The 22,886-nt window shown below is 73.7% G+C and carries 20 protein-coding genes and 1 tRNA gene; 6 read left to right on the top strand and 15 right to left on the bottom strand.

The genetic code is table 11. From position 1 onward, the window contains the following. Positions 1-94 precede the first annotated feature (94 nt). The 4 genes from ehuA to ehuB are packed head-to-tail and all read right to left on the bottom strand — an operon-like array spanning position 95 to position 3,159. Positions 95-901 (bottom strand): ectoine/hydroxyectoine ABC transporter ATP-binding protein EhuA, encoded by an 807-nt coding sequence (ehuA, locus tag AB0I49_RS12155; RefSeq protein WP_363226811.1) that lies wholly within the window; start codon positions 899-901, stop codon positions 95-97. Further along, on the bottom strand, positions 891-1,541 hold the full coding sequence (gene ehuD / locus AB0I49_RS12150) for an ectoine/hydroxyectoine ABC transporter permease subunit EhuD (RefSeq protein WP_363226810.1): 651 nt from the start codon (positions 1,539-1,541) through the stop codon (positions 891-893). The genes ehuA and ehuD overlap by 11 nt, the downstream gene beginning before the upstream one ends. Further along, complete coding sequence (gene ehuC, locus AB0I49_RS12145; RefSeq protein ID WP_363226809.1) at positions 1,538-2,260, bottom strand: ectoine/hydroxyectoine ABC transporter permease subunit EhuC; 723 nt, start codon at positions 2,258-2,260, stop codon at positions 1,538-1,540. Before ehuC ends, ehuD begins: the two co-directional genes overlap by 4 nt. Then, the gene (ehuB, locus tag AB0I49_RS12140; protein ID WP_363226808.1) at positions 2,257-3,159 is read right to left on the bottom strand and encodes an ectoine/hydroxyectoine ABC transporter substrate-binding protein EhuB; all 903 of its coding nucleotides are present in this window, start codon (positions 3,157-3,159) and stop codon (positions 2,257-2,259) included. The genes ehuC and ehuB overlap by 4 nt, the downstream gene beginning before the upstream one ends. A 176-nt stretch (positions 3,160-3,335) precedes the next feature. On the opposite strand from ehuB, the gene AB0I49_RS12135 reads away from it, so the two are divergent. Next, on the top strand, positions 3,336-3,836 hold the full coding sequence (locus AB0I49_RS12135) for a DUF3830 family protein (protein ID WP_363226807.1): 501 nt from the start codon (positions 3,336-3,338) through the stop codon (positions 3,834-3,836). 216 nt (positions 3,837-4,052) lie between these two features. Here the strand turns inward: AB0I49_RS12135 and AB0I49_RS12130 are convergent, their stop codons facing one another. Then, positions 4,053-5,477, bottom strand: a complete 1,425-nt coding sequence (locus AB0I49_RS12130) for an amidase (RefSeq protein ID WP_363226806.1) — start codon at positions 5,475-5,477, stop codon at positions 4,053-4,055. Then, positions 5,474-6,466 carry a D-2-hydroxyacid dehydrogenase gene (locus AB0I49_RS12125; RefSeq protein ID WP_363226805.1) on the bottom strand — a complete coding sequence of 331 codons (993 nt, stop codon included), beginning with the start codon at positions 6,464-6,466 and terminating at the stop codon, positions 5,474-5,476. The genes AB0I49_RS12130 and AB0I49_RS12125 overlap by 4 nt, the downstream gene beginning before the upstream one ends. Positions 6,467-6,688: 222 nt before the next feature. On the opposite strand from AB0I49_RS12125, the gene AB0I49_RS12120 reads away from it, so the two are divergent. From AB0I49_RS12120 to AB0I49_RS12110, 3 genes are all read left to right on the top strand, one after another. After that, positions 6,689-7,684: an aspartate/glutamate racemase family protein gene (locus AB0I49_RS12120; protein WP_363226804.1), complete on the top strand. Its 996-nt coding sequence runs from the start codon at positions 6,689-6,691 to the stop codon at positions 7,682-7,684. A gap of 44 nt (positions 7,685-7,728) precedes the next feature. Further along, positions 7,729-8,493, top strand: a complete 765-nt coding sequence (locus AB0I49_RS12115; protein WP_363226803.1) for a decarboxylase — start codon at positions 7,729-7,731, stop codon at positions 8,491-8,493. A gap of 310 nt (positions 8,494-8,803) precedes the next feature. Then, entirely contained in the window at positions 8,804-9,955 is a 1,152-nt protein-coding gene (locus AB0I49_RS12110) for an LLM class flavin-dependent oxidoreductase (RefSeq protein WP_363226994.1), read from the top strand. A gap of 8 nt (positions 9,956-9,963) precedes the next feature. Here AB0I49_RS12110 and AB0I49_RS12105 read toward each other — a convergent pair whose 3' ends face one another. After that, a complete protein-coding gene (locus AB0I49_RS12105) occupies positions 9,964-11,838 on the bottom strand; it encodes an EAL domain-containing protein (protein ID WP_363226802.1) in 1,875 nt (624 codons plus the stop codon). A 279-nt stretch (positions 11,839-12,117) separates the two neighbouring features. Between AB0I49_RS12105 and AB0I49_RS12100 the strand changes: the two genes are divergently transcribed. Next, a complete protein-coding gene (locus AB0I49_RS12100; RefSeq protein ID WP_363226801.1) occupies positions 12,118-13,374 on the top strand; it encodes a M6 family metalloprotease domain-containing protein in 1,257 nt (418 codons plus the stop codon). Between the two features lie 54 nt (positions 13,375-13,428). On the opposite strand, the gene AB0I49_RS12095 is transcribed toward AB0I49_RS12100, so the two are convergent. From AB0I49_RS12095 to AB0I49_RS12065, 7 genes are all read right to left on the bottom strand, one after another. Beyond that, a tRNA-Lys gene (locus AB0I49_RS12095) sits at positions 13,429-13,502 on the bottom strand. A 56-nt stretch (positions 13,503-13,558) separates the two neighbouring features. Continuing rightward, the gene (locus tag AB0I49_RS12090) at positions 13,559-14,227 is read right to left on the bottom strand and encodes a hypothetical protein (protein WP_363226800.1); all 669 of its coding nucleotides are present in this window, start codon (positions 14,225-14,227) and stop codon (positions 13,559-13,561) included. A gap of 283 nt (positions 14,228-14,510) precedes the next feature. Next, complete coding sequence (locus AB0I49_RS12085) at positions 14,511-14,879, bottom strand: hypothetical protein (RefSeq protein WP_363226799.1); 369 nt, start codon at positions 14,877-14,879, stop codon at positions 14,511-14,513. A 110-nt stretch (positions 14,880-14,989) separates the two neighbouring features. Next, the gene (locus AB0I49_RS12080; protein WP_363226798.1) at positions 14,990-16,342 is read right to left on the bottom strand and encodes an AAA family ATPase; all 1,353 of its coding nucleotides are present in this window, start codon (positions 16,340-16,342) and stop codon (positions 14,990-14,992) included. After that, on the bottom strand, positions 16,339-18,057 hold the full coding sequence (locus tag AB0I49_RS12075; protein ID WP_363226797.1) for a hypothetical protein: 1,719 nt from the start codon (positions 18,055-18,057) through the stop codon (positions 16,339-16,341). Before AB0I49_RS12075 ends, AB0I49_RS12080 begins: the two co-directional genes overlap by 4 nt. Before the next feature lie 124 nt (positions 18,058-18,181). Next, positions 18,182-19,399: a hypothetical protein gene (locus AB0I49_RS12070; RefSeq protein WP_363226796.1), complete on the bottom strand. Its 1,218-nt coding sequence runs from the start codon at positions 19,397-19,399 to the stop codon at positions 18,182-18,184. After that, on the bottom strand, positions 19,362-20,321 hold the full coding sequence (locus AB0I49_RS12065; RefSeq protein ID WP_363226795.1) for a phosphatase PAP2 family protein: 960 nt from the start codon (positions 20,319-20,321) through the stop codon (positions 19,362-19,364). Before AB0I49_RS12065 ends, AB0I49_RS12070 begins: the two co-directional genes overlap by 38 nt. Before the next feature lie 340 nt (positions 20,322-20,661). Here AB0I49_RS12065 and AB0I49_RS12060 point away from each other — a divergent pair, with 340 nt between their 5' ends. Next, positions 20,662-21,255, top strand: a complete 594-nt coding sequence (locus AB0I49_RS12060) for a histidine phosphatase family protein (RefSeq protein WP_363226794.1) — start codon at positions 20,662-20,664, stop codon at positions 21,253-21,255. A 146-nt stretch (positions 21,256-21,401) separates the two neighbouring features. On the opposite strand, the gene AB0I49_RS12055 is transcribed toward AB0I49_RS12060, so the two are convergent. Further along, a complete protein-coding gene (locus AB0I49_RS12055) occupies positions 21,402-22,865 on the bottom strand; it encodes a tetratricopeptide repeat protein (RefSeq protein ID WP_363226793.1) in 1,464 nt (487 codons plus the stop codon). Positions 22,866-22,886 lie beyond the last annotated feature (21 nt).

The following is a 22,886-nucleotide window of genomic DNA, read 5'->3' as shown; positions in this document are numbered from 1 at the left end:
GGCCGGGGCTCGGCGAATGAGGCCGTTCCGGACATTCTCAGAGCGCCGCGTTCACCTCACGGCACCCCGATCACCTCACAACATCCCGCTCACCTCACAGCACCGCGCTCAGGAATTCCCGGGTCCGCTCGTGCTCCGGATCGCTGAAGATCTTCTCCGGCGGGCCGGACTCGATGACCCGGCCCGCGTCGAACATCAGCACATCATCGGAGATATCGCGGGCGAAATTCATCTCATGCGTCACGCACAGCATTGTGATGTCCGTGGTGTGCGCGATGTCGCGCAGCACGTCCAGCACGCCCGCCACCAGCTCCGGGTCGAGCGCCGACGTCACCTCGTCCAGCAGCAGCACCTGTGGCCGCATCGCCAGCGCCCTGGCTATCGCCACCCGCTGCTGCTGGCCGCCGGACAGCTGCGTCGGGTACGCGTCGCAGCGGTCGCCGAGCCCCACCAGGTCCAGCAGCTCCCGCGCCCGTTCCCGCGCCGCGTCCTTGCCGAGCCCCAGGACGTGCACCGGGGCCTCCATCACATTGCGCAGCACCCGCATATTGGGGAAGAGGTTGAACTGCTGGAAGACCATTCCGATGTTCTTGCGCACCTCGCGGGTGTGCTTCTCGCCGGCCGGCACCAGCCTGCCGCCCTTCTCCTCGTGCGTGAGGTACTCGCCGGCCACCTTGATCGTGCCCTCGTCCGGCCGCAGCAGCGTCATCAGCAGCCGCAGGATCGTGGTCTTGCCCGACCCGGACGGCCCGATGAGGGTCACGTGCTTGCCGGGCGCGACGGTGAAGTCGAGTCCGTCGAGGACCGTGTGCGCGCCGAAGCGCTTGGTGACGCCGTCGAAGCGGATGAGTTCGCGGCTCTCGGCGGGGGCCGCGGTCGGGGTGTCGGATTCAGTGGCCAAGGCGTCGCTCCAGGGCTCGCATCAGTAGAGATGCCGGATAGGCGATGACGATGAAGGCGATGCCGACCATCGTGAAGGGCTCCACGTACTGGAAGGTCCGGGCGCCCTCCAGCCGGGCGTTCTGCAGCATGTCCAGGACGCCGATGATCGCCAGGATCGGGGTGTCCTTGAGCATCGCGATGACGTAGTTGCCGAGCGCCGGGACCACGCGGCGGACCGCCTGCGGCAGGATCACCGCGGTCCAGGTACGGGCGCGGGAGAGGCTCAGCGCGGTCGCGGCCTCCCACTGGCCCGCGGGCACCCCGTCGATGCCCGCCCGGTACACCTCGGCGGTGTACGTCGAGTAGTGCAGGCCGAGCGCGAGCACGCCGGTGGTCAGCGCCGAGAACTTGATGTCCCAGGTCGGCAGCACGTAAAAGAAGAAGAACAGCTGCACCAGCAGCGGGGTGTTGCGGACGAACTCGACCACCGCCGTCACCGGCCAGCGCACCCAGCGCGTCGGCGAGCGGAAGGCCAGCGCCCACGCCAGGCCCAGCGCGAAGGCCAGCAGCGCGCCGAGCGCCGTCGCCTCCAGCGTGACGCCGAGCCCGTGCAGCAGCTCCGGCCAGAACTTCCGGGCCGCTTCCCAGTTCCAGCTCACCGCTCACCTCCGGCGGTCAGCGCGGCGGCCGGCTTCGCCCCGCGCCGCGGGAACGCGCCCTTCTCGGGCAGCTGCCCGATGCCCGCCTTGGCCTTGCGCTCCAGCAGCCGCATCAGCCGGGTCAGCACGAAGGCCAGCACGAAGTAGACGGCCAGGATGATCGCGTAGATCTCCAGGCTCGCGCCGGTCGCCAGCCGGGAGAGCTGGGCGGCGAAGGCGATGTCCGCGACGCTCATCACGGAGACCAGCGCGGTGCCTTTGAGCAGCTCGATCAGCAGATTGTTGAACGGCGGGATCATCTCCGGGACCGCCTGCGGCAGGATCACCCGCCGCATCCGCTGCGCGGGCGTGAAGCTCAGCGCCACGGCCGCCTCGCGCTGCGCCGGGGCGACCGCGGCCAGCGCGCCGCGCACGATCTCCGAGCCGTACGCGCCGTACGACAGGCCCAGCGCGAGGACCGCCGCCCACATCGGCACGAGTTGCAGCCCGAAGGCCAGCGGCATCACGAAGAACAGCCAGAACATCAGCACCAGCGCCGAGGTGCCGCGGAATACCTCCACATAGACGCCGGTGACGAACCGGACGATCCACAGCCGGGAGGTACGGGCGATTCCGACGCCGAAGGCGACGACCGCCGCGAATGCCGCGCTGTACACGGTCAGCTGGATCGTGACCCAGATACCGGGCAGCAGCCAGTGCTGCCAGAGCCCCGTTGTCATCTCCCGCACAGCTCCTCAGCGGTCAGTTTGGTCATCTCGGTTTCGGTGAAGCCGAACGGCCTTATCACGCGGAGCAGTTCGCCGGACTTCTTCATCTTGTGCAGCTCGGCGTTGAAGGCGTCGCGCAGTTCGGTCTCGCCGGGGCGGAAAGCGAAAGCGCCCGCGCCGTGCACATCCTTGCCGTCGACTTGCGGAAGGAATGGTTCCGTGGATTCGACGCCGGCGCCCGGGTTCTGCCGAATGACATTGCGTATGGTCAGGATCGTGCCGGCGAAGGCGTCGACGCGGCCCTGCTGCACGGCGAGCAGCCCGGCCAACTGGTCCGGATAGACCTGGATATCGGTGATCCCCGCGTTCTTCGCGTACCCCAGTTCGGCATAGGCGGTGCCGCTGCCGAGCCGGGCCCCGGACCGCTTCACGTCGGCGTAGGTGCGCAGCTTCTTCGGATTGCCCTTACGGACGATGAATGCGTCCAGGACCTCGTAGTCGGGGTCGGCGAAGATGACCTGCGAGCAGCGGTCGGCGTTGATGAACATGCCCGCCGATATGCCGTCGAACTGCTGCGAGTTGAGGCCGGGTATGAGCGAGTTGAACTCGGTCGGCACGGGCTGGACGCGCGGCACCCCCAGGCGCGGGAATATCACCTTCGCCAACTCCGGCGCCTCACCGGTGAAATCGCCGTTCTTGTCGATATAGCCGAAGGGGATCTCCCCCGCGATCCCCAGCCGGACCGTGCCCTGCGATTTCAGCCGCTCCAGCAGATTTCCCCCGTCCCTGGCGTCCGCCGTCGACACCCGGCTGCAGCCGACCGCGCCCAGCAGACCCATTGCCGTGCCGCCCGCGAGGAGCGAGCGGCGGCGCATCACGATTCTCTTGTAGTTCTCCTTGGGTGGAGCCATGGGCGCGCGGGTACCCCGCCCCGTCGAAGATATGCAGATCGTTTTCAGACCTTGATGCAGCTGTTGTGCGGTGGGTCGATGCGCAGCAATTGGCGGTGGAGTGAGGCAAGCTGAAAGCCAGTCAGACCGAACGACGGAATGCACTGCCGGCGAGCGGAAGCAGGAGAGGAACGGCGATGAGTGATCAATTCATTGAAGTCTCGCTCGACAAGCGAGGCGTGCGCTGCACGGCCCGGCTGCTGACCGACCGCGCCCCGCTGACCTGCGCGGCCGTCTGGGACGCGCTGCCGCTCGGCGGCGACGTCTACCACGCGAAGTACGCGCGCAACGAGATCTACGCCCTGCTGCCGACGTTCGCCCTGGAGGAGCCGCCGCTGGAGAACCCGACGGTCACCCCCATCCCCGGAGACCTCTGCTACTTCACCTTCTCCGACACCGAGCTCGGCACGAAGGCGTACGGCTATGAGAGCCGGGCCAAGCACCAGGGCCGGTCCCAGGTCGTCGACCTGGCGCTCTTCTACGAGCGCAACAACCTCCTGATCAACGGCGACGCCGGATGGGTGCCGGGCATCGTCTGGGGCACCGTCGTCGACGGCCTCGACCGCATGGCGGACGCCTGCCAGGACCTGTGGCGGGCCGGGGCGCTGGGGGAGACCCTCACCTTCCGCAGGGCCTGACCCCGCCGCGTACGGGCCGCACGGCGCGACACCCGCGGCCCACGGCCCGTACGCGCCTACCGCGCGCAGCCTGCCGGGCGGCCCGTACGCGCCCACCGTGCGCGACCCGCCGGGTGGTCCGTACGCGCCCACCGTGCGCGACCCGCCGGGTGGTCCGTACGCGCCTACCGCGCGCAACCTGCCGGGTGGTCCGTACGCGCCCCCCCCCGCGCGGACCTACCGCGCGAGCGCCGGCGCCACCTGCTCGGCCACCCCCGCCTCGTACAGCGCGTGCGCCGCGCGCAGCAGGACGGCGTCCGCGTGCCGGGCCGCCACCAGCTGCGCGCCGATCGGCAGCCCCGCCTCCGACAGCCCGCACGGCACCGTCGCGGCGGGCTGCTGTGTGAGGTTGAAGGGGTACGTGAACGGGGTCCACCCCGTCCACCGCGTGTGCTTCGAGTCCGGTGGCACCTCGTGCCCGGCCTCGAACGCCGTGATCGGCAGCGTCGGCGTCAGCAGCAGGTCGTACGCGCTGTGGAAGCTCCCCATGAGCTGGCCCAGCGCCATCCGCGCGTCCACCGCCGCCAGATAGTCCAGCGCGCTGTACGAGGCGCCCAGTTCGGCGATCTCCCGCAGCCCTGGGTCCAGCAGCTCCCGGTCGGCCGCGCCCAGCGGCTGCACGACGCGCGCCGCGCCGCTGAACCACAGCGTGTGGAACGCCTCCACCGGGTCCGCGAACCCCGGATCGGCCTCCTCCACCCGCGCGCCCAGCCGCTCCAGCAGCTCCGCTACCCGCCTGACCGCCGCCGCCACCTCCGGGTCGACCACGCCGTGCCCGTCCGGACCGCCCGCGCCCAGGCTCGGGCTGTACGCGACCCGCAGCTCCCGCACCCCGCCGCGCAGCGACTCCTGGAACGTCGTGCCGTGCGGCCCCAGCCCCGACCAGTCCCGCCAGTCGGGACCGCTGATCACATCCATCAGCAGCGCCGCGTCCGCCGCGTCCCGCGTCATCGGCCCGACGTGCGAGAGCGTCCCGAAGGGGGTCGCCGGATACAGCGGAACCCTCCCATAGGTGGGTTTGAGACCGAAGATGCCGCAGAAGGACGCGGGAATACGGACCGAGCCCCCGCCGTCCGTCCCCAGGCTCAGCGGCCCCGCCCCCAGCGCCACCGCCGCCGCGCTGCCGCCGCTGGAGCCGCCCGCGGTGCGCGAGGGGTCGTACGGATTGCCGGTGATCCCCTGGAGCGGGCTGTCCGTGACGCCCTTCCACCCGAACTCCGGCGTCGTCGTCTTCGCCAGGAACACCGCCCCGTGCTCGCGCAGCCGCGCCACCGAGGGCGCGTCCTCGTCCCAGGCCGGCCCCTCCGCCCGTACGGTCCGCGAGCCGCGCAGCGTCGGCTCGCCGCGCGTCAGCAGCAGGTCCTTCACGGTCACCGGCACGCCGTCCAGCAGCCCCGAGGGCTCGCCGCGCAGCCACCGCGCCGCCGACGCCTCGGCCTCCCGCAGCGCGGCGTCGGCGGACACCCGGGTGAAGGCGTTGACTGCGGGCGGGGCCTCCGCCATCCGCGCCAGGTTGGCGCGCACCACCTCCACCGGGGAGAACGCGCCCGAGCCGTAGCCGGCGAGCAGCTGGAGGGCCGTGAGATCGGCGAGTGAGGTCATACGGTCCTCCGCGAGGGGTCGGTCGGATCCGGCGCCCCGGGGGCGGCGGCCGGGACGTAGCCGAGCTGCTTGTCCACCACGTTGAACAGCGGTTCGCCCGCCGCCCAGCGGTCGAAGTTGTCCTGGAACTGCTCCGCGAGATCGTCCCGCCAGCCCGCCGTGTCCCCGCTCATGTGCGGCGAGACGAACAGGCCCGGCACATCCCACATCCGGCTCTCCGCGCCCAGCGGCTCGCTCTCGAACACATCGAGGGCCGCGCCCGCGATCCGCCGCTTGACCAGCGCCTCCACGAGATCGTCCTCGACCACGAGCGGCCCCCGCCCGACGTTCACGAAACGGGCCGCGGGCTTCATCCGGGCGAACGCCTCCCGGTCGAACATCCCCCGGGTGGCCGCCGTCAGGGGCGCCGCGCACACCACCCAGTCGGCCTCCGGCAGCAGCCCGGCCAGCTCGTCCGCGCCGCGCACGCCCGGCCGCGCGGTCCGCCCGACCAGCTCCGTGACGATGCCCAGGGCCGCGAGCGTACGGGCCACCGCCTGTCCGATCGGCCCGCCGCCGACCACCACGGCACGCGTCCCGGCCAGCCGCATCGTGTCCCGGTGGCGCCAGCGGCGCTGCCGCTGAAGCTCCCAACTGCCGGGAAAATCCTTGGCCATGGCGATCACCAGCCCGGCGACGTACTCGGCGATCGGCTGCTCGTAGAGGCCGCGCGCGTTGGTGACCAGCGTGGGACTGGCGGCGAGCGCCGGGGAGAGCAGATGGTCCACCCCGGCGCTCGCGGTGTGCACCCAGCCGGGCCGCGGGCCCGCGCCGGGCCACGCGTCGCGCACGGCCCGGCTGCCGAAGTCCCAGACCAGCAGGGCGTCGGCGGTCGGCAGCAGATCGGGGAAGGAGGCGTCGTCGCAGACCACCACGGAGGCGCGGCCTTCGAGACGGTCGAGCCGGACCGGGGGCTCGGTGCCGAGGACGAGAACGGTGCTATCGGACATAGGCGGGAAACCGTTTCGAAATGGGGGTCCGCTTGAGTGTCGGTGACAGTCGACAAGTACCCGGAGATATGAGGATTGACCACGCTAGGGACCTGAAACTACCGTCGTCAACAAGGCGCTGATGATGCCGACGGAACACCCTCTGTCCCGACGTCCCGGCGCAGGCCGGCACCCTGTCTCCCCAGGCCGATGGCCTTGCTCTCCGCTGTATTGGAGTGCGATATGGACGTCTCCTCCTTTCTGGGCGGCCCGCGGCCGCAGTGCGGCGTGGGGGTGGTGGCCCCCTTCGATTTCGCTCTCGACCGCGAACTGTGGCGGTGGGTCCCCGACGAGGTCTCCCTCCACCTGACCCGGACGCCCTTCGTGCCCGTCGAGGTCAGCCTCGACCTCGCCCGGCTCGTCAGCGAGCACGAGACGCTGCGCCACGCGGTACGGGCGCTCTCCGCGGTCGAGCCGGACGCGGTCGCGTACGCCTGCACCTCCGGCAGTTTCGTCGGCGGCGTCGCGGGCGAGCGGGCGATGTGCGCGGCCATGACGCAGGCCGGCGAGGTGCCCGCGGTGACGACCTCCGGGGCGCTGCTCGACGCGCTGCGGGAGATCGGCGCCCGGCGCATCGCGGTGGTCACGCCCTATACGAAGTCGGTGACCGACTCGCTGGAGGAGTATCTGGCGGGCGCGGGCATCACGGTCACCGGCCGCGCGTACCTCGGACTCACCCGGCACATCTGGAAGGTGCCCTACCGGGACGTCGTCGACATGGCCCGGCAGGCGGTGGTGGGCGCGGCCGACGCGCTCTTCATCAGCTGTACGAACCTGCCGACGTACGACGTGATCCCGCAGCTGGAGGCGGAGCTGCGGATGCCGGTGCTCTCCGCCAACCAGGTGACCGTCTGGGCGGCGCTGCGGCTGACGGGGTCGCGGGCGGTGGGCCCGTACCAGGCGCTGCTGGACCCCGTCGCGAGATCGGGACCGGCGGGGATGTGCTCGTCGCCGCCACCGGCCCGGCCGATACCGGTGGTCCCGTCGGTCCCGTCGGCGCCTTCCGTCCCGGCCGTCCCGTCGGTCCCTTCCGTGTCTTCTGCTTCCCCGCCCCCGATAGCGCCCTCGATACCGCCTGTCGTCGAGGCCGCGCTCACGGGCCCGGCGGCCGTGCCGGACGGCGAGCCGGCCGAGGGGTTCGACCCGCCGGGCCAGGCCCTGTCGGAGGACCCCGGATAGCCCCCTGGACAGCCCTCTCTTCCCACGTCAGCCAGGAGCCGCAGATGCCCCACGTGCCGCAGACGGACCCCCGGACGGAGCAGGCGCCCACGGTCGGATTCCTCTACCCCGGATACTCCGCGGAAGACGATTACCCGCGCCTCGAATCGCTCATCGGCGGCGTCCGGCTGCCGCTCGTCCACACCGACATCGGCGAGGACGCGCACCGGGTGGACGCCCTGCTGGAGATGGGGTCCGCGGCGCGGCTCGCGGCGGGGGCGGCCGAGCTGCGGCGACAGGGCGCGGGGGCCGTGGTCTGGGCCTGTACGAGCGCGAGCTTCGTGTTCGGCTGGGACGGCGCGCACGAGCAGGTCCGCGAGCTGTCGGCCGCCGCGGGCCTCCCGGCGTCCAGCACGTCGTTCGCCTTCGCCCACGCGGTACGGGCCGTGGGCGCGGAGCGGGTCGCGGTGGCGGCGACGTATCCGGCGGACGTGGCCGAGTACTTCACGGCCTTCCTGAAGTCCGCCGGGGTCGAGGTCGTCGCGGCCCGCGGCAGCGGCGTCATCACCGCCGCCGAGGTCGGCACGTGGGGCCGCGAGGAGGTGCTGGATCTGGCTCGGGCGGGCGACCACCCCGCGGCCGAGGCGGTCCTCCTCCCGGACACGGCCCTGCACACCGCGGCCCATCTGCCCGCCCTGGAGGCGGCCGTGGGCAAGCCGGTGCTCACCGCCAACCAGGTCACGGCCTGGGAGGGGCTGCGCCTCCTCGGCCACGCGGCGGCCTGCCCGGACCTGGGAAGGCTCTTCGAGGGCGGACGGCGGACCCTGTAGACGGGTGGCGGGACGCGGCCCGCACGGCTGCCCGGCCGCCATCCGCAGAGCGCGGCCTCGTACGCGCGGGGTCCGGGCCTCGTACGGGTACGGACGCGAGCTCGTACGGACGCGAGCTCGTACGGGCAGGGGCCCGCGCGGCGCGTACTGGCGGGGGCCCGCGCGGTGCGTACGGTCCGGAAATCCCGGGAATTCCCGCGCGCCGGGAATAACCGGAGAGCAGCTCCGGTTGACTTCGGTGACCGACGGGCGGACCAGCGCGGATCCGCCGGCGAGACAGCGACCGGAGAGGCGGGCCACCGTGGCCGAAGTGCGGGACGAGGGCGGCGTGGACGAGACCCACGACACCATCCGGGCGGAGCCCAGGGGCAGCGCGCCCGTACCCCTGTCCGTACTGGACCTCGCGACGGTCGGCAGCGGGCTGACCGCCGGCGAGGCGCTGCGCACCACGGTCCGGCTGGCGCAGCTGACCGAGCGGCGCGGGTTCCAGCGGTTCTGGGTGGCCGAGCACCACTCCATGCCGGGTGTGGCGTCGTCCTCCCCGGCCGTCATCCTCGCCCACCTCGCCGCGCACACCGACCGCATCCGCCTCGGCTCCGGCGGCGTGATGCTCCCCAACCACGCGCCCCTGGTCATCGCCGAGCAGTTCGGCACCCTCGAAGCCCTCGCGCCGGGCCGCGTCGACCTCGGCCTCGGCCGCGCGCCCGGCACGGACGGCGCGACCGCCGCCGCGCTGCGCCGCACCGACCGGCTGCACGAGGGGGCCGACGACTTCCCGCAGCAGCTCGCGGAGCTGACCCGGTTCCTGGACGACGACTTCCCCGGCGGCCACCGCTACGCCCGTATCCACGCGGTCCCCGGCCCCGTGCAGGGCAGCGTCCCCGGCGGCGTGCAGTCCGCGGACCGGCCGGTGATCTGGCTGCTGGGCTCCTCCGGGTTCAGCGCGCGCCTCGCCGGGACGCTCGGGCTGCCGTTCTCGTTCGCCCACCACTTCTCGGCCGCCAACACCATCCCCGCGCTCGACCTCTACCGCGAGTCCTTCCGCCCCTCGGAGGTCCTCGACCGGCCGTACGCGAAGATCGGCGTGCAGGCGTTCGCCGCCGAGGACGAGAAGGAGGCGCTCCGCCAGGTGCGCACGGGCGCGCTGTCGATGCTGCGGCTGCGCACCGGCCGGCCGGGCCTGGTGCCGACCCCCGAAGAGGCGGCGGCGTACGAATACAGCCCCGCGGAGCGGGAGTTCGTCGACAGCTGGCTCGCCAACGTCGTGCACGGCACGCCCGACGAGGTGCGCGCGGGACTCGACGGGCTCGCCAAGCGGACCGGCGCGGACGAGCTGATGATCACGGCCAACGCGCACGGCCGGGACGCGCGGCTGCGCTCGTACGAACTGATCGCGGACGCGTACGAGCTGCCGCACCTCCCGGCCGCCTCCCCGGCGGACCGCACGCCGGACGCGGGCTGAGGGACGGGCTAACCCCCGCAGTCCGGGTGGCCCTCCTCGGCCGCCCGGCCCGGCTCCGCCGGTGGGCTCTCGTCGGCCGGGTGGCCCTCCGAGCCCACCAGCGCGGAGATCAGCTCCGGTGTCACCGGCCGGGAGTAGAACCACCCCTGGCCGGTGTCGCAGCCGATCCGCCGCAGCCGGCGCGCCTGCTCGGCGCTCTCCACGCACTCCGCCGTGACCTTGAGCCCCAGCCGGTGCGCGAGCTCCACCAGCGCCTCGACGATCGTCTCGTCGGCCGGGTTCGGGTGCTCATCGGTCCTGAAGCCCCGTACGAACGAGCCGTCCAGCTTCAGGGCGGAGACCGGCAGCCGGCTGAGGTAGGCGAGGTTGGAGTAGCCGGTGCCGAAGTCGTCGATGGCGATGGTCACGCCCATGTCGCTGAGCTGCTGGAGCTGTTGCAGCGGCCGGCCGGCCGACCCCATCACGGCGGACTCGGTCAGTTCCAGCTGGAGCAGGCGGGAGGGCAGCCCGGTCTCCCGCAGCACGGCCGCGACGTCGGCGACCAGGTCCGAGTCCCAGACCTGGCGCACCGCCACATTGACGCTGACGGTGATCGGCGCCGCGGGGTGCGCGAGCTGCCAGCGGCGGGCCTGGCGGCAGGCGGTCGCCAGCACCCAGCGGCCCAGCGGGACGATCGCGCCATTCTCTTCAGCAAGTCCGATGAACCGATTCGGCGCCAGAATTCCGAATTGCGGATGGCGCCAGCGCACCAGCGCCTCCACCCCCCGTACGGCCCCGTCGTCCAGCCCCACCAGGGGCTGGTACTCCAGCACGAACTCGTCCCGGTCCACCGCCGGCCGCAGCGTGCTGGAGAGCGCCTGGCGCGTCATCCGGTGCGCGTTGCGCTCCGGGTCGAAGAGCGTCCAGCGCGCCTTGCCGTCCTCCTTCGCCCAGTACAGCGTCGTGTCCGCGGCCTGCATCAGCTCGGTGGCGTGGGTGCCGACGGACGGCCGCTCCACGACGCCGATGGACGCCGAGACGGCCAGCCGCTGCCCCGCCACGTCGAACGGTCGCTGCAACGCGGCCAGCACGTCCGTCGCGAGCCCCGAGACCTGCTCGGTCCCGGAGGAGCCCTCCACGAGCAGCGCGAACTCGTCGCCGCCGAGCCGCGCCACCAGATGGCCGCCGGGCGCCGCGCACTCGGTCAGCCGCTGCGCGACCTCGATCAGCAGCCGGTCGCCCACGCGGTGGCCGAGGGTGTCGTTGACGGCCTTGAAGCCGTCGAGGTCGAGGTAGCACAGCCCGATCCGGCCGCTGCCGCCGAGCTCGTACGTCGCCGCCTCCAGCGCCATGGACAGCCGCTCGAAGAACAGGCCCCGGTTGGGCAGCCGGGTCACCGGGTCGTGCATCTGGAGGTGGCGCAGCCGGGCCCGCAGGTCGTACCGCTCGCTGATGTCGGACACCGACAGCAGCGTGTTGCAGCTGTCCGGGAGCGGCGCGACGACGATCTCGGCCCACAGGGAGCCGCCGCCGGGCTGCGGGAGCCGGCGGGTGCAGCGCAACCGGTCGCGGCGGCCGTGCAGCACTTCGCGGTACGCGGCCCAGGTGCGCGGGTCCGCGCGCAGATCGGCCAGGTCCGCGGCGGGGGTCGCGGCGAGCCGGGCGGGGTCGGAGCCGAGGAGCGCGCCGAGCGCCGCGTTCGCGGTGAGGATGAAGCCGCCCCGGTCGACCACGGCCATCGCCAGGTGCGCGCCGTCGAAGGCGGCGCGGTAGTCGGCGAGACAGTCGGGCCGGTACTCGGCGCGGAATCCGGCATGGTACTCACCGGAGGATGCGCTACGTTCAGTGATCGTTGGCAGCGCCGTTGCGGGCACGCCGCCCTGGCCGTCGGGGGTTCCGCTCACCGCTCGCTCCCGCGTGGCTTTGCTGGAAATGTGGCGATCATAGAGGTTCACGCGAGGGCCGTTCCAGCGACTCAGTCGTGATCAACGGCACTCAGGGTGAGCGTTTGACCGGTTCCGATCGATTGATTGGGGACTGTGTCGGCTGGCTGATCGCACGTGACTGAGTGTTACTTACCCCGTAGAAGGCCGAGTCACTCGACTGGGGCAGTGGAACAGGGCGTACCACCGCGAACCGCCACAGGGTGGGTGGGTGTCCCGATTCCGGCCCGGGAGGTCGACGTGGTGCGTCCGCAGCCACCCGAGGGAGTGCACCGGTCGCGGCTGCGCCGCGCCGCCGCCCTGCTCTCCTCCCTCTGCGCGGTGATCGCCAGCAATATCGTCGCGGCCCCCGTGCAGGCGGCCGGGGCGGCCGGGCCGTGCGCGCTGCCGCGCAGCGAGGCCCACCACTCCGAGGGTCTGGACTCCTGGGACCCCGCCTACCCCCGCCCCCGCGGCCGGCTGCACGCCGTCATGGTCTTCCTCTCCTTCCCCGACGCCGAGCCCGGCACGAGCCCCGGCGACCTGGCCGCCGACCACTTCCCCGGCACCTCCCGGTTCTTCGAGCGCGCCTCGTACGGGAAGTTCAAGCTGGACGTGCACCCCGTGAAGCGCTGGCTGCGGATGCCGCGGAAGTCCACCGCGTACCGGATACAGCGGGACTGGGACGCCGAGCACCGCTCCGCGTATCTGCGCGACGCCGTCGCCGCCGCCGACCCGGCCGTGGACTTCAGCCGCTACGACGTCGTCTACCTGGTCGCCGACCCCGACGCGCCCGGCGTCGACTCGGACGCCACCAAGGTCATAAACCTCGACGAGCCGATCTCCGTCGACGGCTCCCCGCTGAGCCGCATCGTCACCGTCTTCGAGCACCACCCGCCCGACCGCAATGTGCTCGCCCACGAGACCCTGCACGTCTTCGACCTCCCCGACCTCTACCACCGGCCGACCGACGGCAAAGGGGACTGGGACACCCACGTCGGCGACTGGGACCTCATGGGCAGCCAGTTCGGACTGGCCTCCGAACCCTTCGGCTGGCACAAGTGGAAGCTCGGCTGGCTCACCGCGCGCCAGGTCGACTGCGTCCGCGGCCCCGGCGCCGGCCACCACGTCCTGGAGCCGCTGGAGGCCCCCATGCAGCCCGGCGCCGACGACCGCACCCGGCTCCTCGTGATCCGTACGGGGCCCGCCGAGGCCGTGGCCGTCGAGGCGCGCGGCGTAGGGGGCAACGACGCCGGGTCCTGCGCGGAAGGAGTGCTCGTCTACCGCGTACGCAGCGACACCGCGTCCGGCGACGGACCGGTCCAGGTGCTGGACGGGCACCCCCGGACCGGCGCGTGCGTGGGCGCCTCGGTCTACCCGCCGCTCGCCGACGCCCCGCTCGACATCGGGGAGAGCGTCGAGACGGGCGGCGGGGGAGGGGACGGCAGCGGGGTGCGGGTGACGGTGGAGGGCCGGACGACGGCGGGCGCGTGGACGGTGAAGGTCACCACGGAGTGAGAGCGGGAACGACTGAGGGCCCCTCGCTCTCGCGAGGGGCCCTCAGTCTGTCGGTGCGCCGCCAGGGACTCGAACCCCGGACCCGCTGATTAAGAGTCAGCTGCTCTAACCAACTGAGCTAGCGGCGCCTGCTGACGTAGAAGACCTTAGCACCCCCGTACGGGGAAGCGAAAATCGATAAGTTTCAGCTCGGTGCGAGCGCGTGTTGGCTGGTCGCGGGGGTGTCGGCGGGATCGGCCGGCCTGGTGCGCGCCGCCCGTACGCACCCCCACAGCAGCGCCTCGGGCCCCGGCAGCCAGGGGTGCCGGAGATCGGGCGCGACCAGCCAGCGGGAGGGCGGTCCGGGCTTCGTATCGGCCTCCGGGGAGTCGAGGAGGTCGACGGGGAACAGCGGCGGCACGGTCACCGCGTCCCCCTTGCCGTGGCACAGCGGCTGCGGCACCAGCGCACGCCACTCCTCCCAGTCCAGCAGCGCGGGCAGCCGCTGCGCCGTGCCGATGGCCGCGAACAGCAGGATGCGCCCCCGCTGCGCGGCCACGGGCCCCGAGCCGGGCCCGTCCGACCACAGCTGATCCGCCAGCCGGCGGCCGAAGAGCGCGGGCACGCTGATCACGTCGAAGGCGGTGCCGCAGGGCAGCACGACGGGCGCGGCCGGATCGGCGGCCCAGAGCGCGTGCACGCTGCGCGGAAACGGGCTGGCGGACGCGAGCCAGTCGGCGCCGGCGAGGGTGACGTAGGCGGCGGTGTGGCGGGCCTGCCGGGACCGTCGCGCCGTACCGGAGGAGTGGACGCGGGCAGGACGGGTGGGGTGGATGGGGCGTATGGGGGACGGTTCGCTGGGCCAGGTGCTCATGCCGGACAGGTTTACCGGTACATGGAGTTCCGTTTCTGCAGATTGGTGGAAACCGGGACGGGATGGGGTGCGGTGCAGTACGGTCCGCCCTCGCATATGCCAACGGCTCATGATCTTGGCGATCATGAGCCGGGGCGAGGCGGGGTGGGGCACATGGTGGGCCCCTCCACCGATTCCCTGACGGGGCGGGGGCGGGGCTCCTGCCCCCTGTCCGTAAGGACGGGGCGGCCGATCCCCTGTCCGTACGGGCCGGCCCCCGCGGGGGCGGAGTGGCGGCGGGCCGTCAGGCCGGTGGTGGGGTGTTTTCGCGGAGGAGGCCGCGGCCGAATTCGATCATTTTCTGCGCGTAGTCCTCGGTCCACTCGGCGCGCTCGCCGACCGCGGCCGCGGACAGGCGGTCGAAGCGCTTGGGGTCGGCGAGGAGGGCGGCGGCGATGGCCTGGAACTCCGTGGCCCGGTCCGCGGCCGCGCGGAAGGCCAGCGTCAGCTCCGTGGCGCGGGAGAGCTGCTCGCGCGGATCGTCGATCGATTCGAGGTCGAAGAAGTGCTCGGCCTCCGCGACCGACTCCGGCGGCTCGAAGAGCAGGGGCGCGGGCTTCATACGCCGCGGCGCGGCCTCGCGCGCTTCGCCTGCCGACTGCGGCTCGGACATGTGCCTACCTCCAGGATCGTGTGCCGCGTTCCATTGTCCCGCCCTGCGCAAGTGCGCCCCGGCTCAACGGGACGCTCCGTCCACCTCACCGGAAGCCCCGGCGACCCCGCTCAAGGCCGCCAGGGGACCCGGTGCTCCGACCAGTGCTCCCACGTGGCGCACATCGCCTCCCAGCCGTCGGGGAACGTGACCGCCGCCCCCAACTGCACGGGCTCCGCCGACGGATGGTCGTCCAGCAGCTCGGCGACGCCCGCCCGGCACACCACGATGCACGCGTGCCGGTGGCGCGAGGCCAGTACGCACAGCCGGCCGGTCTCCAAGTGGAACGCCGTGGCGTCGGGGCGGCCTGAGAGGGGATGGAGCATCACCGTCACGTCGAACTCGCGGCCCTGGAGCCGGTTCGCCGTGTCCACCGCGACCCCGGAGACCCCCAGTTCGGCGAGGGCCGCCCGGACGGCGGCGGCCTGGTCGCGGTGGGCGGTGCCCACCGCGAGGCGGTCGGGGGTCAGCGGCGCCGGGTCCGGCGAGCGCTCGCTGACCGCCGCCGCGCCGCGGTCCAGCAGCCGCCGGATCACCAGTGCCACGGCCCGTACGGCCTCCGGGTCCGTACGCGGCGTGCTGCGCGCGGGGAGCTCCAGCAGCCCCCACCCCGACTCCGCCGCCTCGTCCAGCACCCGGTCCGGCCCCGAGCCGTCGGAGGGCACGCCGAAGGAGAGCCGCCGCTCGCCGGGCCCCGTGCCGCTGCGGAAGGGCGTGTACGGATAGAAGGCGCCCGAGACCAGCGGCGCGGCCGAGGCGGGCAGCCGCCAGGAGACGGGCAGCCGGTGTTGGGGGAGGCCGGGGTTGTGGGCCAGCAGCGTGGACACCGCGCTCGCGGACGGGTCGTACGACAGCCCCGCCCACTGGCCCGTGCCGTCCGCGCCCACCGCGCTGAACGGGTCCAGCTGGCCGGGGTCGCCCACGAACAGCGCCCGCTCGAAGAGCCCGGCCACGGCCAGCAGGGTGTCCGAACGCATCTGGTACGCCTCGTCCACGATCGCGTGCCCCCACGGCTCGACGCCCTTGGTGTGCGCCCACTTGGCGGCCGTGGAGATCACGATGTCGAGCCCGGCGAGCGCCGCCGCCTTCGGGGACTTCACGACGGAGGGGTACGCGTCGAGCGCCGGGTCGTAGGGGTGCGGGTCGTTGCTGTGCAGCCGGCCCACCGGCAGCTCCGGGTCCTGGCTCGCGATCCGGTCGACCAGGTCGTCCACCTGGGCGTTGGTCTGCGCGACGATCATCAGCGGGCGCCCGGCGGCGGCCAGTTCGCGGGCGGCCCGTACGACGAGCGTGGACTTGCCCGCGCCGGGCGGGGAGTCGACGACCACGCCGCGGTGCGGACCGTGCAGGGTGTCGTGCAGGATCGCGTCCGTCGCGGCGCCGGCCGCGGCGCCGGGGTCGAACGCGGCACGGGAACCGGTCACAGGAAGTCCTCGGAGGTCACGGGGTCGGGCTGCTCGGCGGCGGGTTCGGGCGGGTGCACGGCCGCGGGGCCTTCACCCGCAGTAGCGGCACCGGTGGCAGTGGCAACGGCGGCGGACGGCGGGCCGCCGTGCGTCCACGGCGTACGCTCCGGGTCCGGCAACTCCGGCCCGCCGCGCGGCGCGTGCTCGAAGAGCGTCCAGCACACGCGGTCCCCCTTGTCCGGGACCGAACCCGGCTCGGGGACCTTGCCGCGCCCCATGCCGCCGGTCAACTGCACGACCAGCGCGCCCGGTTCGTACGCCACGAACTCGGCGGTCTGCGTCTTGCCGTCGGCCAGCGCCCGGTAGAGCTTGGCGCGCTCCTCCAGAAACGGGCGGTCCTCCGTCCGGACCGTCACCAGGGGGCGCGGGCGCGGAACCTTCGCCTCCGTGTAGGCCATCACCACCTCCGTCACCTCGCCCGCGAACGCCTCACCGGCCAGCCGCCGCCCCGCCATCACCAGCGGATCGTCCAGCGCCTCCTGCGCGTCCAGCTGCGCCTGCGCCGTCTCCCGCGCCGACAGCTTCTGCGCCGCCGTCACCGCGTCGTCCTGCTTGGGCTGCGGCGGCTCCCCGGCCCGTACGCGGTCCCGGTGGGCCGTGTACGACCAGCGGTCGCGCTTCCAGCGGTCGGCGACCCTGCTGCCCTCGGGGAGCGCGCGGAGCAGGTCGAGCCCGTGCCACACGGCGTCCCACGCCGGCCGCAGCTGGGACGCCACCAGCTCGCGCACCTCACGCTCGGCGGCGCCCAGCGCCTCGTGCGCGGCCCGCTGCCGGGCGCGCGCCGACCCCGCGCGGCCCGCGTCGGGCGCCGTGCCCGCCGCCGGGTCCCCCTCGAACCGGCCGCGCGCCGCGTCCAGCATCTCCGCGCGCGCCGCGTCGTACCGCGCGATGGCCGGGGCGAGCCGCTTGTTGTCGAAGACCGGGTCGGTGGCCGGGCCGGCGGGCGGCGTGGTCAGCAGGCCGTCCGGGCCGCGCTCCAGCTCCGCGCGCAGCGCCGCCTCCGCGCCCGTCATCCCCGGCGGCGGGTCTATCCAGGCGAGCAGCGCGCCCAGGTGCTGGTCCTCCAGATTGCTCTGGCCCGTCGCCCAGTGCCGGCCCAGCACCTGTGTCATCGCCAGCAGCAGCGACGAGCCGGGCACCCGCGCGCGCTCACCGATGTGCGTCAGCCAGCGGCCGAGCAGCGGCACGCGCGGGGGAGCGGGATACGGCGTGTCGGGGTCCTGCTCGGCGGTCCGCCGGAACCGCATGGACCGGCCGAGCAACCGTACGTACTCCACGCCGGCCGCGCTCGGCACCAGCAGCTGCGGCGCGTCCGCGCACAGCTCGACCTCGACCTTCACCTTCTTCCCGGTCTCCGGGTCCGCCTCGGAGCGCTCGGCGGCCTCGACGTCGTCGGCGAACGCCTCGAAGTGCGGCAGCACCGCGTCGGCCAGGTCGGCGAGGAACGCGAACCGCAGGTCACGGTCGCGCGGCTGCGCCACGACCAGAAGCCGGGGCGCGTCCCGGTCCGTCCCCACCAGCGCGCCCAGCGGCGCGCCCGCCTCGCCCGCGGTCGTCAGCGGCACCAGCACGAGGGGCCGCTCGGCCAGATGCCGGTGCCGCACGGTCGCGCCGGGGCGCGCGTACCCGTCCCTGGCGGCCTCCATCCGCGCCAGCGTGCTGATCAGCGACATGCGCCCTCCCCACAGGTCCCACGGGCCTCGCGGGCCTTCCCGGCTTCAGGGGTTTTCCCGACCTCACGGGCTTCACCGGCCTCACGGGTCTCTCGGGCTTCACCGGCCCCACGGCCCGTCGGAGTCAGCCGCATACCGCACCCCCGCCCCCACCGCTGTACGCGGCCTCCGCCAGCGCCTCCGCCCGCAGGGCCGCCGCGCGGCGCAGCGCCCCGACGGCGGGGTCGTCGGCGTCGCCCGCCTCCCCGTGGGCCGCGGCCAGCACCGCCTCCACGGTGGTGAGATCGCCCAGCTCGGCGCGCACGCCGCGGCCCAGGGACTCCACCGCCCCGGCCGCGCGGGTCCGCTCCCGGCAGTGGAACGCCAGCTCGCAGACGGACAGGCAGTCCGGCGCGTACGCCGCGTCCACTGACTCGACGGCCGCCGCCAGCTCCTCGACGGGACGGGTCGCGGTCCGGCCGTCGTCGGTGAGCCGCAGATCGAAGGTGGTGCCCTCCGGGAGGGCGGCGGCGAGCGCCTCGACGCGGGTCAGCCGGGACAGCTGGCGGCGCGTGGTGGCGAGCTGCTTGCGGACGTCGACGAGCTCGGAGGCCGGCGCGTTGGAGAAGTCCTTGGGGCACACCAGCAGCACGCGGTGGCGCACGCGCGCGTGGCCGTCGGCCGCACGGTCCGCCGCGCCGTCCCCGGGCTCCCGCGCACCGCCGTCCCGCCGCTCCGCCAGCTCCCCGAGCGCCAGTACGTACACCGCCGCCTGCCGCGCCGCCGCGCCCACCTTGGCCGGGTCGGCGGAGCCGTCCACCATGGGGAACGACTTGATCTCGACGACGGTCCAGCCGCCGTCAGGGTGGACCACCACCGCGTCCGGTTCGAGATAGGCGGGGGATCCGGCGACGGGCAGGGCCAGCATCGGATGGTCGAGGAACGCCCACTCGCCCGCGGCCGTCGCCTCCTGGAGCGCCAGTTCCGTACGGGCCGTGCGGCCCTCGGGCCCGGCGGCCGACAGGTCGGGGGCGGCGACCGGGCCGGGGCCGGGCGCCGGGGAGCCGTCCCCCAGGCGCTCGTGGAGCAGCCGGACCAGCTCGGCGCCGCCGTCGGCCTTCACCTTGGCCTCGAAGGAATTGCCGCGCGCGAGCGCGAACTGCGACTGGCCGAACGAGGCGGGCGACCCCAGCGCGCGGGCCAGCGCGCCCTTGTCGACCCCCGCGCCGTCCAGCAGCGCGCGGCGGCCGCAGCCGGGGTTGGCGGCCAGCGCGGCGAGGGCACGGGCGTCGAGCGGGCGCGGGGCGCGGCCCGGCCCGCGCAGCTCAGCGAGCCGCTGTCGCAGCGCTGTCGGCGCGGGCATCGCCGTGGCTGTCGGCGACATCGGTCCGGGCCGCCTGTCGAGGGAACCGTTCACCTGCCGAAGTCTCGCATCCGCCACTGACAACTGCCCCAGCCGCAGGCGTTTCACCAGGTGACGCGGTGTGTGGTCCGGTGTGCGACCCCGGGTGCGGAGCGGTGCGGGAGAGGCGCGGGAAGCGGCTTCCGATCCGTTCGGCGAGCCGCAGCGCGGGCCGGGTCAGCAGCAGCCCGACGCCCATCACGGCGATGCCGGCGACGGCGTCGAGGAGGTAGTGGTTGGCGGTGCCCATCACGACGAACGCGATGCCCAGCGGATAGGCGACGCCGGCGATCCGCGCCCAGCGCCCGCGCCCGTACCGCCACAGCACGACCCCGCACCACAGGGCCCACCCCACGTGGAGGCTCGGCATCGCCGCGTACTGGTTGGTGAGCCCCCCGAGGCCGCGCGGCGCGCTGGCGTCCCCGCCCCACCAGCCGTACGACCCGTACTGCGCCATGGTGTCGGTGAACCCCTGGGCCGCGTCCAGGAGCCGCGGCGGGCTCGTGGGCAGCAGCGTGAAGCCGACGAGGCCGATGAGGGTCGCGATCATCAGCCAGGTGCGAAGGAAGCTGTAGTTGGCCGGGCGGCACTTGAAGACCCATATGAGGATCGCCGGGGTGACCAGGTAGTGGAGCGACGCGTAGGCGAAGTCGGCGGGTATGCCGAACAGCGCGTGCTGGGTGAAGAACCGGTTGAGCGGATGTTCCAGGTTTATCCCCAGAACCTTCTCTATATGGAGGATGGAGAGCCCGTGGCCGACGGCGTCGCTCACCTCGCCCCGGGCGAGCAGCCGGCCGGCGGAGTACAGCACGTACACCACGGCTATGAGAGGGAGCTCGGTCCACCAGCGAGGCCGCTTCCCGAGTGCGGGGGTGTGGGACATCGCGACGCTCTCCTGTGTTCTGGCGGCCAAACAAGCGCGCATGCAACCGTACGGTGTACGCGGAATCCGTCGCACACCGCCCTTCATCTTCCTGTCAACATGGCGTCGGCCTGCGGTGATGTCCGCGGCTGTGACGTGTGAGGTAGGAGACGCCCCCGCCGGCCCCGCGGTTGCCTCCGCGTCCGGTGCGCGTCCGGTGCGCGATGATGGACGGTGGAGAGACCGCATCTGATCGTATCTGTCGGGAAAACCGGCGAAATTTTCGCTGAAGCAACCACGGAAGCGACTGCCGAGGCGCTCGCCGACCCAGCCGCCGAGACCGATTGAGAGGCCCCCTCACATGGCACCGCGCATCCTGCTGGCCCGGCACGGACAGACGCAGTGGTCGCTGTCCGGGAAGCACACCGGCCGCACGGACATCCCCCTTCTCGACGAGGGGCGGCACGGCGCCAAACTGCTCGGCGAACGGCTGCGCCACGAGCCCTGGAACGGACTGCCGGGCGTCGAGGTCCGTACCAGCCCCCTGGCGCGCGCCAAGGAGACCTGCGAGATCGCGGGCTTCGGCGACCGCGCGCAGGAGTGGGACGCGCTCATGGAGTTCGACTACGGCGCGTACGAGGGCATGACCCCCGACGAGATCAAGGCCGCCCGCCCCGGCTGGCTCATCTGGCGCGACGGCGTCCCCGAGGGCGAGACGCTGGCGCAGATCGCCGCCCGCGCGGACGAGGTGACCGCCTGGGCCCGCTCCGCCGACCGCGACGTCCTGGTCTTCGCCCACGGCCACCTGCTGCGCGTGCTCGGCGCGCGCTGGCTCGGCCTGGAGCCGTCCTTCGCGGCCCGCATACGGCTCGACCCGACGTCCCTGTCCATCCTCGGCTGGGCCTACGGCGAACCGGCGATCGAGCGCTGGAACGACACCGGCCACCTGGGCTGACGGGCACGGCGCCGCCGGGCCGTCGGACGCCGGGCCGTCAGCCTGCGGGAATCTCGGCCACGCGGACTCCGGGCCCTCAGCCCCCGGCCCTCAGCCACGCGGACTCCGGGACCTCAGCCCCCGGCCCTCAGCCCCGGGCAGGGCCCTCACGCCAGGCGCGCGGCGTCGTGGCGGAAGAGGAAGGCCGCCACCGGAGCGCTGCGGTGATGGGGGCGGAGCATGCGGGCGGTCCCGGCGAGCATCGCGCGGATACGGGCCGACTGGACCCCCTCCAGCAGCTCCAGCACGCGCCCGCCCGCCGCGGCCGCCTCGTCCAGCGCACCGCAGCACGCGAGGTCGGCCGCCAGTTCCGCCGTGAACAGCGCGATATTGCGGGTGAAATGCGGATCCTGCGCCGCGACGGCGCGCCGCGCGCAATCGGCCGCGCGCGGCCACACGCCCAGCGCCGCCCAGCACTGCGCCTCCAGCCCCGCCAGCTCGGCCTCCCCGAAGAACGTCATCCACTCGGGATCGGCGTCGCGGCCGCCCCGGCCGTAGAGCCGCTGCGCGCGCCGCAGCGCCTCCTCGCAGCCCCGCCGGTCCCCGAGCCCGGCCCAGCCGCCCGCCTCCCGCAGCGCCAGCAGCGACAGCAGCCGGGGCGACGCCAGCTGCCGGGCCGCGCGCTGCGCCGCCTGCGCGGCCCGTAGAGCCTCGCGCGGGCGGCCCGCGTCGCGGGCGAGGAAGGCGGTATTGGCGAACGCGTGCGCCTCCAGCGCCGGGTCGTCCGCCACGCGCGCGATGGCCAGCGCCTCGGAGTAGAGCGAGCGGGCGTCGGCGAGGCGGCCGGAGTCATGGGCCAGCCAGCCGACCGAGATGGCGAGCTCGCCCGCGCCCGCGTGCAGCCGGTCGGCGACGGAACGGTGCGCCGCGGCGCGGTCCAGGAGCCCGTACGCGGCGCGCAGCGGCTGTGCGGCGCGCTGGTAGAGGCCGTCGGCGCCGTGCCGGTCGTCGAGCAGCCGGATGCGGCGCACGGCGGCCTCCACGGCCCGGACCTCCGGCTCGCCGGCCCGGTGGGCGGCGCGGGGCGCGTGCGCCGGTGCAGGGGCGGGGGCGGGCGCGCCGCTCGGCAGGAACGCGTTCCGCAGGACGTCGTGCGCCGCCGTCGCGGGAGGGGGCGGAGCAGGGGCCGCCAAGGGGGCCTCTAAGGGAGCCGCTAAGGGGGCCGCTAAAGGGGGTGGCGCGCTTCCCCGCCCCGGAGCGTGCCCGCCGCCGCCCGTGCCGGTCGCCTGTCCGCCGCCCGCCTGCCCGCCGCCCGTACCCGCTGTCCGCCCCCGCACCGCCTCGCGCGGCGAGAAGCCCATCTCCCTCAGGGAGAGCCCGGGGAACATATGGCGGAACACTCGCTCGTAGGCGTAATTCGGGCAGCGGATCTCGCCGGACTCGACCCGTCCGACATAGCGGGCGTCGCAGGAGACCTGTTCGCCGATCTCGCGGGCGGCCCGTCGCACCGCCGCCGCGAACTCGGCCTGCGAGCGCCGCCCGCGAAGCCGCCGGAAGGCGGCGTTCGGCCGCCCCGTCGCTCTCGTCGCTGCTGCTGAAGCCGCTGAGGCGGGCGCGTTGCGCGGCACCATGGCCGGCCCCTCTCCGGGTGA

The organism is Streptomyces sp. NPDC050617, from assembly GCF_040654795.1.
Lineage (GTDB): Bacteria > Actinomycetota > Actinomycetes > Streptomycetales > Streptomycetaceae > Streptomyces.
The sequence above is the reverse complement of the archived record's forward strand: the minus strand, read 5'-3'. Positions and strand labels throughout refer to the sequence as shown.